Here is a 12,683-nt window from a genome sequence, read left to right as displayed (position 1 = left end):
TCATCTCCTTAGATAATAAAGTGAAATTTTATTATTTTTGATTTAAGTCAGCCCACTGACGTTCAAAGTGCTTAAACGGATCTTCTTTTTCCATTTTTATAGGCCTGCTGCTGTTCCACTTTTTATATACAATGTAAAGTACTACTGCTGCGATGATACCAGCAAGAGCCGGAAGGTTTGAAACGGTTGTTAAGAGTACGACGACACCAATAAACCCCCAGAACCATTTTTTAAAGGGGGTCTCTGCTTTAACAAACCCTTTAAATGCTACGTACAAAATAACCAAGCCAAGCGCAAGTCCTACCATGGGGCCAGCATTTGCAAGAAGAACGATAGCAGCTACCGCTCCAATCAAAAACAAACCAACTTTTTTCATTTTGTTTCCTCCTTTCGCTTCTCTATATACTTAGTTTAAGGATGATAACGTTTTTTCAAAACGAGCTAGAGCTTTATTTTCTCCTAAGACCTGAGGCTGACAACAAGCTCAGCCTGATTGTACAAAAAAAATGACAGCTTATGATAAGCTGTCATTTTGACATAAAAAAAGCTCTTCCGTTATATGAAGAGCTGGGTTGGATTAAAATATAGTGTATAACAACTATTGTCGATTGCTTTTCAATAACGTTCTGTAAGCCATGTTTTGTACCATTGTACTGCAAGCGGCTAGCTACCTCGTACTCCGGTGGCAATTATCTATCTACAAAATGTAACCATTTTGTCCTTCCTTCCGTTCAGTTCCTTCCAGAAAGTTCCCCTACCATTATTTGGGTTTCTCGCTCGAGGGGTTTACCTCGTTCCACTCTTATCATTTCTGATAAGACTTCGTCACTGTGGCACTTTCAGAGTAGTCAAGCCATATCTTAAAAAGACTTAGGCTTTTTCCCCGCCGTTAGCTTTTAACAGCTACCCTAGCTTATGACTTCGCTAGGCACGAACACTACAGACATCGCAGTCTGTGCGAGCATGGACTTTCCTCTACATCCTCATATGTGATGCAGCAATTACCCGAACGTTATTGATAACGACTTTCCTTAGTATAATAAAAATAGGAGTTGAATGCAACTCCTATTTTTAGGTTATTCGTATAATTTACTTCCAAACACATGTTTTTCTAAGTTTGACAAACGTTTTAAAATATCAAAGTTTGTCGTACCCGCTTGCTGCTGCTGTTGAGCCGGCGGCGGGGTAAACGAAGGTTGTTGCGGCTTTTTAGATAACTCTTCTACTTGCTTTTTTAAGCGTAAATTTTCAGTTTGTAATGCTTCAATTTCTTCATGAAATGCTTCATAATCTTTAATAACAGAATCTAGATACTTATCTACTTCCTCTTGATTATAGCCTCTCATGCCTGTTTTAAATTCTTTTTCTAAAATTTCTTTGGCCGTTAAACGAATTTTATCAGCTAACATCTCTATCACCTCGAATACAATAAACCTTATCTTTATTATAATTCATTTTTTCAAAAATAGCTTCAAATGTCAATTTATCTTTTAAAATGTTTCGTCAAGTGGCGTTAAAAAGACGAAAATTTTTCTTCATCCACGATATCTTGTAAGTCGTGAGACGTCACCATTATAATAGGGTATTCTTCTCGTTCAGCACGCTTTTTAGCCGTTTCTAACATATATTTAGGACTTCCTTCGTGCTCTTCGTCGTAAACTAAACAAATACCTTCACTTTTTTCTACTAAAAATTGATTTTTCAACCGAAACTGTGCTGGACTTTCATATTTCTTTTTTGTGATGCTATCTACATAATCTGCTTGACTTAAGACGAATTCATACAATTCTTTATTGACGTCATTCCATTTTTCTTCCTGCTCCAAAAATGGTGTTAAAACAGCTAACTGAAGCTCGGGATAATCGAGCTGCAGATCAAATACCACTTCTGCTGCCCAAATCTCTACTCCTAGCTGGCCACTAATCAATACCCATTCTAATCCATCTTCTACTAATTCCTGTAATTTTTTATAGAGCGCTTTTTTTATGTATGTAATGCCTTGATGTTTTTCATTAAAAATTCCAAGTTCGAATGGCTTATAACCAGTAACCGTTAGCACCTTCATTATATAACTCCTTTGTAACAAAATAGAATAGGAACTGATGTAATCAGCTCCTATTAACGTACATTATCTAAAATACCCTGAATTAGGTCCTTGATGCGCGCCTTTTGTATGACAGCTTCCTTGGCCGCAACCTTTGTGTCCAGGATAACTAGCGCCTGCTACTTGACCTGGGTAACCTCCTTGGCCTGGAAAACCAGCTCCACCTACTTGACCTGGGTAGCCTCCTTGGCCTGGATAACCAGCACCTGCTACTTGACCTGGGTAGCCTCCCATTTGACCTGGATAGCCTGCTCCACCTACTTGAGTTGGATATTGCTGCGCACCGCCAAAAAACTGTTGATTTGAAGTTTCATTTACAACAGATTGTGTTTGCGGGAAGTAATGCACGTGCTTCACATTTGTATGATTCACCAATGTATTATGACTTGGATGAATGTGAGGTACAACTACCTCCTGAGAAGTAAACTGTGTGCAGCATTTTGTTGGATGCACAATTGGTGGCATACATTTTGTTGGTCTTGGATACATATCCTTTTTCCCCTTTCACTGTTTAGTTATTACACTATTACAATATGTGAAGGGTAATGTACATGTACTAAGACAAACACCTATTTTTGACCTACATAAAGGAGTTATACGAATTTTTCAAACTGCTTAAGACAATTACTGTTAAACAAATTAATGCGAAAAATGATACTAAAATCACATTTTTCATGAGGCCTCTCTCCATCTCACCAAAGTTCTGTTTTTAAGCTGTAAGAATCAGTCTTACATTGACTAATTTTATCAATGACTGAAAAATAGAACAATATAAAACGTCTACAAAAACAAAAGAATAATAATTCTGAATATTTTAAAATAAATCAGCTGAAGCCTATCCTTTAGCTGATTTATTTTTTAATCTAAGAAGTCTTTTTTCAAGCGCTTCCTTCGACGTTTTTTTCGTCATTCCCCTGAGTTGATTCCACTTCTCCGAGGCTAGCTCAGTATATAGAAGTGCTTGATGAACATCTTTGAGACGATGCTCATAAATTTTAGCTAACTCAACCAGTGCTTCTATAGCGACGTCACCTTCACATGTTTGAACCAAGGGTTCAAACATGTCCACTGCCTCTTTCCAACTCTTCTCTTTTTTATAATGATAAGCCATCGCTAGCTGAGCTTTTTCATGCTCTTCTTTTTCTTTTTCCGCTACGCCTTGATAAAGGGAGAAAGCGTGCTTGTTCTCCCCCAACTGCTCATACCACCTTGCCACTTCATATGTTTCTTTTTCTGTAAACTCCTCACTAGTAAGGAGATGTTTTGATAAATGAATGTATAAGGTAATAAGCGATAAAATATCATGTTCATTATGTTTCATAATGTCGAATAAGCCTCTTGGATTTTTCGTTTCAATAAAATCAAAATAAATCATGGGAGCTAAGAAACCGGGAATATCATCAACTCGTTCAATTCCAAGTATTTCTTTTTCGACATTTGCAAGCTTAACCGAACCCATTTTATGTTTCCACAGCCTTCTTGACGCATGCAGTAAATCAAAGTGACCGAACTTAGGCAGCTTGGGCAAATGATCTCTCAATAGCGTATGGCGAGTCTTGACGTGAGGCCAATCGAAAGATTTACCATTATAAGTCACAAGCGTCGTGTAGTCTACTTCTTTTAAAAAACTTTCATAAAATGCTACTTCTCCACTTGGCTCGGTTAATATATGCTGACGAAAAACGACGGAATCTTTTAACACCCTTGCGTATCCTAGCAAAAAGATAGTCGTTCCCGTACCTGTACTAAGCCCCGTCGTTTCCGTATCAAAGAAAAACAAATCTGAATATGTGTGGCCTTTTGATGAAAGCGGATGAGCAACTGTAGACTGATTCCATACTTCCACTACTTTTTTCAGCTCATTAAATTCATAATGTCCATGCTTGTAGTCGAGCGGGTAAACCACTTCTCTGATCATACAGTAGCTGTCTTCGGCAAAGTAAGGCGCAGCATGATTTCCCTTCCATTCCTGCTCATAGGGAATAGACGCGCCCTTAGATCGCTGGGGGTTACTTTCAACCGGAGGCTTCGCTTCTGTAACATGAAGATGCTTTTTCATACGGTTTAATTTATTTTTAAAAGACACGAGTTCACCTACTTTGCAGTTGTTGTAGCAGTACGAGCGCATCGCTTTTCGCGTGTTCTCCCTGTGCTTCCATACCAATACAGGAAGGACAGCCGCTTTCGCAAGAACAATTTACAATTAATTGATTAGTTTGACTTAGCACACCATTCATTTGTTCGTATACTTTATCGCTTAGGCCAATGCCTCCCGGGTATCGGTCATATAAGAAGATAGTGGGCTGTTCATTGTGCACCGCTTTTATCTGAGGCACTACATGTAAATCAGAAGGATCGCACATCACCATAAGCGGTGCAATTGACTGAATGGCATTTGCCACGGAAATAAGAGCTTGTTCCAATCGTTCTTCAGATTCGTGAAACTGTTCTTTTTCAAAGCTTAGCCACACGGCATTTGTATGAAGCTCTTCTTCCGGAAGTGAAATGGGCCCTGACCCTATGTTTTCATGCGTCTCAAACTTTATTTTTTTAAATATCGTCGCCATGGCGCTGACCATTACATCGCCATAACTGATTGAATATGTCCCTTCCAGTCGTTCTTTATCAGCTTCTAGAACCTTCAAGTTAACCGCCAAGTTTGCATCGGTAAAATAATCTACATCGACTTCACGAACATACGCTTTTTTCTCATCCCAGTCCAAGTATTCTACTTGATACTGAATGCCTTGATGCAAGTAAATCGCCTCATCATGAAGAAGCGTCATAGCACTAAAGCGATCCATTTCTCCAATTACTTTCACATTTGCAACGTCTGATTGATCAATGATGACAACATTTTCTTGGGATGCAGAGCGCAGACTGATATTATGAGCTGGGAAGGAATCATTCATCCAGTACCATTTATCTCCGCTAAAATGAATCACTCGTTCTTCTTGCAAAAACTCCAGCACGTCTTCAATTTTTACCCCATCAAATGTTTCTCCCTGCTTAAACGGCAGCTCATAGGACGCACATTTTAAATGATCGACTAAAATAACAAGATTATCAGGATTAATTCGAGCTGTTTCTGGATTTCTGCTAAAAAAGTAATCCGGATGCTGAATCATATACTGATCAAGCGGACTTGAACTTGCGACCATCACAATGACGGCTTCTCCATGACGTCTTCCTGCTCGTCCTGCTTGCTGCCAAGCGCTTGCAACCGTGCCTGGATAACCTGTCATTACACACACCTGCAGCTGTCCGATATCCACTCCTAGCTCTAAAGCATTCGTACTGACTACCCCGTAAATACTTCCCTCTCGAAGTCCTCTTTCTATTTCGCGTCGCTGCTTCGGCAAATATCCTCCTCGATACCCTTGAATAGACTTATGTTGAAGCTGGTTTTTTACGAGCTCCTGCAGATACGTTAAAATAATTTCCACTCGTACTCGGCTTCGTGCAAATACAATCGTTTGAATTTTATTTTTCAAAAACTCTCCTGCAATATTTCGCACTTCAAGCGTAGCACTTCTTCTAATGTTTAAAGGTTTATTCACAATAGGCGGGTTATAAAAAATAAAATGTTTGCGGCCGCTAGGCGCTCCGTTGTTATCTACTAACATAACATGAGCTCCCGTTAAATGTTCAGCGAGTTCTTTTGGATTAGCGATGGTCGCTGATGTACAAATAAAGATAGGATCGCTTCCATAGTAGCGGCAAATTCGCTTTAACCGGCGGATAACGTTGGCTACGTGGCTTCCAAAAACACCGCGGTACGTATGAAGTTCATCAATCACAATGTATTTCAGATTCTCAAACAGTGATACCCATTTTGTATGATGAGGTAAAATAGCTGAATGAAGCATATCCGGATTCGTAATAACGATATGCCCTGCTTTTCTCACCTTTTGGCGGATATTTGCCGGAGTATCTCCATCATACGTGTAGCTATTGATTGGCACTTCCATTTCTTCAATGATTTCATTTAATTCACTTTTTTGATCTTGGGCAAGCGCTTTTGTTGGGAACAAATAAAGAGCTCTAGCTTGATCGTTCTCCATAATACTTTGCAGTACCGGCAAGTTGTAGCACAGTGTTTTCCCCGAGGCTGTTGGCGTAACGGCCACAACATTCTTCTTAGCTGTCGCCAAATCAAACGCTGTTTTTTGATGCGTATAAAGCGAACCAATTCCTCGTTTTTCAAGTGCTTCCCGCAGTTTCGTATGCAAAGAAGCTGGAAATGGCGCAGTTTTAGCTTCTTTCTCTTCGATTGTATGCCAATGAACAATATTTTGCTGATACGATGGATTCGTTTGCAAGATATCTATTACTTCTTGTAAGTTTTTTCGTATTCTCATTTTCATCACCTGCTTCTATTTTAACGAATGAACGTTCGATAGAAAACCATAAGTTTTTGTATGTTTTTGGTGGATTCGGACATGGTATTAATACAGTAAATTTTTCAAGGAGATGTTAAAAATGGGAAGCCCTTATCTTTGCCCCAGCTGCAAAACAAATCGAACGCGCTTTAATATCATTGAACAAAATGCAAAACCTGTAAAAATGGACCCAAGAAGCGGAGACGTCGTAGAAGAATACACAAACGATACGCTCGATGCCTTTCACGCTGCTTATAACGGACCCCAAAAACGCATTCAGTGCGGAGCTTGCGGCTTAGTAGAAGATGAAACCATGTTTGTACGGCATGCTGAATCAAATAAACTTCAATAAAAAAAGGTGGGGCCCTTTGGTCTCACCTTTACTCCTATAACTCTTAGTGCTTTTTCTTGATGGAAAAGCAGACATTTTCATCTAAAAAATTCATGTCTTTTCTTATACAAACATGCTAAAATACCTAAAAAAAGATATGGAGATGATGGTCATGTCATTTCTTCTTTCGCTTTTACCTTTCTCCTTTCTGAAGAAATTTCGTTTCCCTTCAGGAAGAGAAGTTAATGAAGATAAAATGTTCGATAAAACGAATACAGAAATGCTTCAACAAAGAGTCAAGCTAGTTTCACTTGCTCTTGTCATTTCCTACCCTCTTTATATTTATATAGGGTTTTCTTTACTTCAACATGCGGGGACATCTCAGTTTAGACATACACTAATTGGTATTCATTTCACTAGTTTCGCTCTCTCTTCTCTTTATTTATTCTTCTATTATTTTAGTAAAAGAAAAGAGCGATTTGCTAACTACTTAAGCACCATGGTATATGGCTATATATTTTATTACGTATTTGCTGCAGCACTTTCTACTATTAACAGCCAGCTTTTCACAGGTCGCGTAGACGTCTATATGATGCTTTTGATTTCCACAGCTGTTTTATGTCCTATGAAATTAAAACATCTGTGCATTATTTTTATTCCTAACCATCTTTTTTTACTATATGGCTTATCACGATATGTACCGGATTCTTTTTCTCTTATTTCAAAGCAGATCAATACAACTGCAGCAGTTGCTATCGCTTTGCTTATCTCATATATTCTCTATACATACCGTCACAAAGAATATATGAATCATTTAAAGCTAAAAGAAAGCGAACATAATTTTTTTACGCTGTTCAAAATTAATCCCTATCCTTTACTATTAACGAGATTATCCGACCACAAAGTGCTGCTCATTAACAATAAAGCTATTCATTTTTACAATCTTGCTTCTCAAGATCTTGATCAACTAGACGGATTTATAATCTACCCTACTGATGAAGATCGAGAGGAGATTTTAAAACGTCTTCAACAAAAAAAGCATGTAAAAAACTACATCCTAGAAGCACGTGAACATGGAGATTCTAAGTGGGTTATGATCAATTATGAATTACTAGAGTATAGAAGCGAAAGCTGCATACTCGCAGGTATTACCGATATAACCGATTTAAAAGCGGTTGAGCATGAATTGAGCTTGCACGCTTCAACTGATATGCTAACCGGAATTTTAAATCGAAGAAGCGGAATGGAAAAACTGCAGCTGGAACTGCTGAGAGCTAAAACCAATGATACATCTTTTGTATTATGTTTTATCGATATTAATTCCTTAAAACTAGTAAATGATCAATACGGTCATAGAGAAGGCGACTGGCTTATTAAAACAATAGCAGAATCAATTAGTGGTTATATTAGCAAGGATGATACGCTCTTTCGCTACGGAGGTGATGAGTTTTTATTAATTGCTCCTGAACAAACGGAAGAATACGTACACGAGCTATGGCAAAATATTAATAATCAGCTAGAAGATAAAAAGAAAGAATGTAAGAAGCCATATGCACTGTCTGCGAGTTACGGGTTTATTATATGTGCGCCTTCAGACGACACCAACCTAGATACATTAATTCAAAAAGCAGATGCTGCCATGTATAAGCAAAAACATACGCGCGTTTCTTCCATCTTTAAGTAAATCATCGAAGTCCTTGCGCCATCGCATCAAGTAGATTCGCTAAATAGAATGACCAAGGAATAAATCCGTGCATGAATTACGCATGCACTTTCTTTCTTTGCAAAGAAAAACTATAATAGATGATGCAAGTATTTTACTGATATATGGAAAGGACGTACATATGTTTACAATTAAAGAATATACAGCTGAACAATTGCAGGATCCATTTGGTCTCCTTCTAGGTGAACGCTATGAATTTCATTTATACATTGAGGTAGAACAAGAGGATGAATTATATACCGGCAGCGACCTAGCACTACGCGTAGTATATATTAAAGGCGAAGATAACACTTCTATTGCCCAGACTCATTTCTACGAAGTTTCAACAAATAAAGTATTAGACTTCGACCTAGAAGAAGAGGAAGAAGCAGCTGTCAAAGAGTTTTGCGGGAAGCATTTACCTTCAGAGGAAGGGACAGATAAAGAGGAATAATTAAAAGCGGCTGGAACAAAAGTAGTTTAGTAAAAATCCGAACGATGAATTGAGATTCCTGATGGAGAATCCAACTCGTTCGGATTTTTTCGTAGTGATGGTGAACGTAGGTTTCATGTATGTAGGTGCTTATAGCTGTTGATTGGAGGGCAAGGCTCAGCGCCCGCCCGCGGAAAGCGCAGTCTTGCACGGAAACCAACAGCTATGTAACAAGCAATTCATACTAGAGAATCCATTCCATTTGTTCGTCTTTAGATGGGATCGATTTCGTTATGTATCAATATCTTTTTGATTTCGTTTTTCCATTAGCTTTTTAACTACTTCTTTTGGTTCCCAGCATGTAAACTGATAAGCAGGACGAGTTTCATAGCCTAGTCTCTTGCATTGATACTTCATTCCCTTATCCAATTTAATGCTTTGAAAATGTTGACATGTGGCACAGCAATGAAATGAACTCACGCCTTCCCTTCTCCCCTACTTTAATCTATTTTCTTAATCATACAAATAAAACAAATTCGCACAAAAAAAGCTGCCGATCGGCAGCTTTCATATGTAGCGTTGAATTATAATTTTACAACATTCTCCGCTTGAGGTCCACGTTGGCCTTCAACGATTTCAAATTCAACTTTTTGGCCTTCTTCTAATGTTTTGAAGCCTTCAGATTGGATAGCTGAAAAATGAACAAATACATCATTTTCGCCTGGTACTTCGATAAAACCGAAGCCTTTTTCACTGTTAAACCATTTTACTGTACCTGTAGTAGCCATGTAAAAAAACCTCCAAAAAATGTAAAAATTTTAATATGTTACTCTATATTTACATTTATACCGTAAATAAAAAATTCACATATTATAAAAGAGACCTACGCGAAGTAGATCTCTTTTATAACAAGTGAATTTTCACTAAATCTAATTCGAGTATATGGTCAAAACATAGTATTAATTATATTTGGTTGCGTTTACATTATACTATACCTATATGTAGAATGCAAATATTTGGCCACCTTTAACATATGGCTCATCTGTTTTACAAGATATTTACCTTCCTTACGTCAACATGTTATCAATATGGGCGTCGATAATTTCTTTTCGTTTATTTTGCAGAGTTTCAAATAATAGCTTAGCTTCTTCTGAAGTTAACGCAAACGTTGTTGTTTCTTCATGGTTTTCTTCTTTTGTATGAAGCACAAATATGCTTTGTCGGATTTCACTCATACATATTCCTCCTTTTTCGATAGTATAGGCTTTTTTATATTTTTCATGTATGCTTCACACGTTTTTAACAAATTATAAGAAAGGTTAAAACTTATAAGGAGTGATACTATCATGAAGAAATCGTTTTTGTTTGTTGTAGGCTGCATGACGACCCTTTCTTTATTCGGCTGCAGCACAGCAGATCAAGGTAAAGATGGCGTCATTGACGATAATACAGTCCGCAACGTCACATATGAAAATGGAAACAATAAAACGAAAATGAATGACGTAAATAATACGCAAGACGTACAGCGTAATGAGAAAGAACAGTACAATCAGTCCGGCGGAATGAGAGTAGCCGATGTGGCAGCTGATCGTATCGTAGCGTTAAAAAATGTAAAAGATGCTAACGTAATCGTAACCGACCATACAGCTTATGTAGCAGCTGTATTAGACGATAACAAAGAAGGCAATCTCACAAAAGATATGGAGCATAAAATCGCACACGAAGTACGAAAAGCCGACGGCAGTGTTCATCGAGTGTTTGTATCAACAAACCCCGACTTTGTAAACCGTATGAATGGATATGTAGACAAGCTTCAAACGGGTAAACCAGTCTCTGGACTGTTTGACGAGTTTTCAGAAGTTGTTCGCCGCGTGTTTCCAAATTCACGCTAATATACATGAATGTCAAAAGAGCATTTTATAAAATGCTCTTTTTATTTTACCCATTGCATAAAATATTGCATAAAAAATGCACTTATAAGTTTCTGAATATTTTTATTTTATTTTATTTTGAAAACGTTTTCATTTCTTTATTATAGAGGGATAGGGGATTTTCGCCTCATGTATTTTACGGTTTTGTGGGTTGATAGTAAGGGAAAAGTTTGTTAGTTTTAGAAACCATAAGATGTTTGCATGGCGAGCAGTGCTCGTTTCATGCATAAAAAATGCATAAAGGGGAGATTTGGTGGATATTGGTGTTTATATTTCACTGGGCATTTATTTTGTAGGAATGCTCGGAATAGGATGGTATGCCTACACAAAAACAACTCAAGACGTATCGGGTTACATGCTAGGCGGACGCGGACTAGGTCCGGCTGTTACTGCGCTTTCAGCAGGTGCTTCAGATATGAGCGGATGGATGTTAATGGGCCTTCCTGGATCCATGTACGTGACAGGTCTTTCAAGTTTATGGCTTGCAGTAGGTTTATCTATTGGTGCTTATTTAAATTATTTAATCCTCGCTCCGCGTCTTCGCACTTATACGGAAGTAGCGAATGACTCCATTACAATTCCGGACTTTTTTGAAAATCGCTTTGGGGACCATGCCAAGGTTCTTCGAACAGTATCAGCGATTGTTATCTTTATTTTCTTCACTCTTTACACTTCAGCTGGTATGGTATCAGGCGGAAGATTGTTCGAATCGGCATTTGGTTTAAATTACCAAATAGGACTATTTGTAACGGCTGCTGTCGTTATTGCCTATACTCTGTTCGGCGGTTTCTTAGCCGTTAGTTTAACAGATTTTGTGCAAGGCGTTATTATGTTCATTGCCCTTGTTTTAGTGCCTATTGTAGCCTTTACTGACTTAGGCGGCGTTGGAACAACAATGGATATTGTAAAAAATATCGATCCAACTTACCTTGATTTATTTAAAGGTACAACCGTAGTAGGGATTATTTCTTTTTTAGCCTGGGGACTTGGCTATTTTGGTCAACCTCATATTATCGTTCGCTTTATGGCAATCTCTTCTATTAAAGAATTAAAGCCTGCCCGTCGTATCGGTATGAGCTGGATGATCCTATCAATCATTGGCGCTATGTTAACGGGTCTTGTTGGAATTGCTTATGTGGATCAAACTGGGATGAAACTTGGGGATCCTGAAACAATCTTTATTAAATTTGCTGATGTTTTATTTAATCCATTAATTACTGGATTTTTATATGCAGCTTTATTGGCAGCGATTATGAGTACTATTTCTTCTCAGCTGCTTGTAACGGCAAGCTCTGTTACAGAAGATTTTTATAAAACATTTTTCCGACGTAAAGCCTCTGACAAAGAGCTTGTAACAGTCGGAAGAGCTGCGGTTTTAGGTGTTGCAATTATTGGTATTTTGCTTTCTTTAAAGCCTAGTGATACGATTTTAGGACTTGTCGGATACGCATGGGCTGGATTTGGTTCTGCATTTGGCCCGGCCATTTTACTAAGTCTTTACTGGAAGCGTATGACTAGATGGGGAGCCCTTGCAGGAATGATTGTAGGTGCAGCTACAGTATTAATTTGGGTAAATACTCCATTGAAAGATGCCCTTTACGAAATGATTCCTGGATTTTTCTTAAGCTTGCTGGCTGTTATTGTAGTAAGTCTGTTAACAAAAAAGCCTTCAGAAGCTGTAGAAGATCAATTTAGAAACATGGAAAGCGTATTAGAACAGCATACAAAATAGTAAAAAAAGTACACAAGTTACGACTTGTGTACTTTTTGCTTTTAATGCAAGCCCTGCAGTCATATATA

General features: G+C 38.0%; 14 protein-coding genes and 1 other RNA gene. 5 read left to right on the top strand and 10 right to left on the bottom strand.

What is annotated here, in order from left to right:
- Positions 1-31: 31 nt before the first annotated feature.
- The 7 genes from LJY09_RS07060 to LJY09_RS07030 form a co-directional block, all read right to left on the bottom strand.
- Positions 32-376 (bottom strand): lmo0954 family membrane protein, encoded by a 345-nt coding sequence (locus LJY09_RS07060; protein ID WP_028414056.1) that lies wholly within the window; start codon positions 374-376, stop codon positions 32-34.
- A 248-nt stretch (positions 377-624) separates the two neighbouring features.
- Positions 625-1,013, bottom strand: an RNA gene (gene rnpB / locus LJY09_RS07055) — RNase P RNA component class B.
- A gap of 63 nt (positions 1,014-1,076) precedes the next feature.
- Positions 1,077-1,409 (bottom strand): cell division regulator GpsB, encoded by a 333-nt coding sequence (gene gpsB / locus LJY09_RS07050; RefSeq protein WP_013056140.1) that lies wholly within the window; start codon positions 1,407-1,409, stop codon positions 1,077-1,079.
- 104 nt (positions 1,410-1,513) lie between these two features.
- On the bottom strand, positions 1,514-2,065 hold the full coding sequence (locus LJY09_RS07045) for an SLOG family protein (RefSeq protein WP_028414057.1): 552 nt from the start codon (positions 2,063-2,065) through the stop codon (positions 1,514-1,516).
- 63 nt (positions 2,066-2,128) lie between these two features.
- Positions 2,129-2,593 carry a spore coat protein gene (locus LJY09_RS07040; protein WP_016763481.1) on the bottom strand — a complete coding sequence of 155 codons (465 nt, stop codon included), beginning with the start codon at positions 2,591-2,593 and terminating at the stop codon, positions 2,129-2,131.
- Positions 2,594-2,939: 346 nt separating this feature from the next.
- Positions 2,940-4,190, bottom strand: coding sequence for a ribonuclease H-like domain-containing protein (locus LJY09_RS07035; RefSeq protein ID WP_049163658.1), 1,251 nt, complete (start codon positions 4,188-4,190; stop codon positions 2,940-2,942).
- Between the two features lie 4 nt (positions 4,191-4,194).
- The gene (locus tag LJY09_RS07030; protein ID WP_099000117.1) at positions 4,195-6,465 is read right to left on the bottom strand and encodes a DEAD/DEAH box helicase; all 2,271 of its coding nucleotides are present in this window, start codon (positions 6,463-6,465) and stop codon (positions 4,195-4,197) included.
- Positions 6,466-6,586: 121 nt separating this feature from the next.
- Between LJY09_RS07030 and LJY09_RS07025 the strand changes: the two genes are divergently transcribed.
- From LJY09_RS07025 to LJY09_RS07015, 3 genes are all read left to right on the top strand, one after another.
- Positions 6,587-6,838 (top strand): hypothetical protein, encoded by a 252-nt coding sequence (locus LJY09_RS07025; protein ID WP_013056134.1) that lies wholly within the window; start codon positions 6,587-6,589, stop codon positions 6,836-6,838.
- A 151-nt stretch (positions 6,839-6,989) separates the two neighbouring features.
- Complete coding sequence (locus tag LJY09_RS07020) at positions 6,990-8,501, top strand: sensor domain-containing diguanylate cyclase (protein ID WP_098113463.1); 1,512 nt, start codon at positions 6,990-6,992, stop codon at positions 8,499-8,501.
- A gap of 160 nt (positions 8,502-8,661) precedes the next feature.
- On the top strand, positions 8,662-8,973 hold the full coding sequence (locus tag LJY09_RS07015; protein ID WP_155010277.1) for a DUF6509 family protein: 312 nt from the start codon (positions 8,662-8,664) through the stop codon (positions 8,971-8,973).
- 270 nt (positions 8,974-9,243) lie between these two features.
- On the opposite strand, the gene LJY09_RS07010 is transcribed toward LJY09_RS07015, so the two are convergent.
- From LJY09_RS07010 to LJY09_RS07000, 3 genes are all read right to left on the bottom strand, one after another.
- Complete coding sequence (locus tag LJY09_RS07010) at positions 9,244-9,432, bottom strand: hypothetical protein (RefSeq protein WP_028414062.1); 189 nt, start codon at positions 9,430-9,432, stop codon at positions 9,244-9,246.
- A gap of 104 nt (positions 9,433-9,536) precedes the next feature.
- Positions 9,537-9,740 (bottom strand): cold-shock protein, encoded by a 204-nt coding sequence (locus tag LJY09_RS07005; RefSeq protein WP_013056130.1) that lies wholly within the window; start codon positions 9,738-9,740, stop codon positions 9,537-9,539.
- Positions 9,741-10,019: 279 nt separating this feature from the next.
- The gene (locus LJY09_RS07000; RefSeq protein WP_165573336.1) at positions 10,020-10,187 is read right to left on the bottom strand and encodes a hypothetical protein; all 168 of its coding nucleotides are present in this window, start codon (positions 10,185-10,187) and stop codon (positions 10,020-10,022) included.
- 111 nt (positions 10,188-10,298) lie between these two features.
- On the opposite strand from LJY09_RS07000, the gene LJY09_RS06995 reads away from it, so the two are divergent.
- Both LJY09_RS06995 and putP read left to right on the top strand, forming a co-directional pair.
- Entirely contained in the window at positions 10,299-10,844 is a 546-nt protein-coding gene (locus LJY09_RS06995) for a YhcN/YlaJ family sporulation lipoprotein (RefSeq protein ID WP_033578433.1), read from the top strand.
- A gap of 292 nt (positions 10,845-11,136) precedes the next feature.
- Complete coding sequence (gene putP / locus LJY09_RS06990) at positions 11,137-12,615, top strand: sodium/proline symporter PutP (RefSeq protein ID WP_028414064.1); 1,479 nt, start codon at positions 11,137-11,139, stop codon at positions 12,613-12,615.
- Positions 12,616-12,683: the final 68 nt, after the last annotated feature.

This window comes from Priestia sp. J2 (assembly GCF_020790095.1).
Taxonomy (GTDB): domain Bacteria; phylum Bacillota; class Bacilli; order Bacillales; family Bacillaceae_H; genus Priestia; species Priestia zanthoxyli.
Note: the sequence above shows the minus strand (reverse complement) of the source record. Positions and strands in the feature narration are given on the sequence as shown.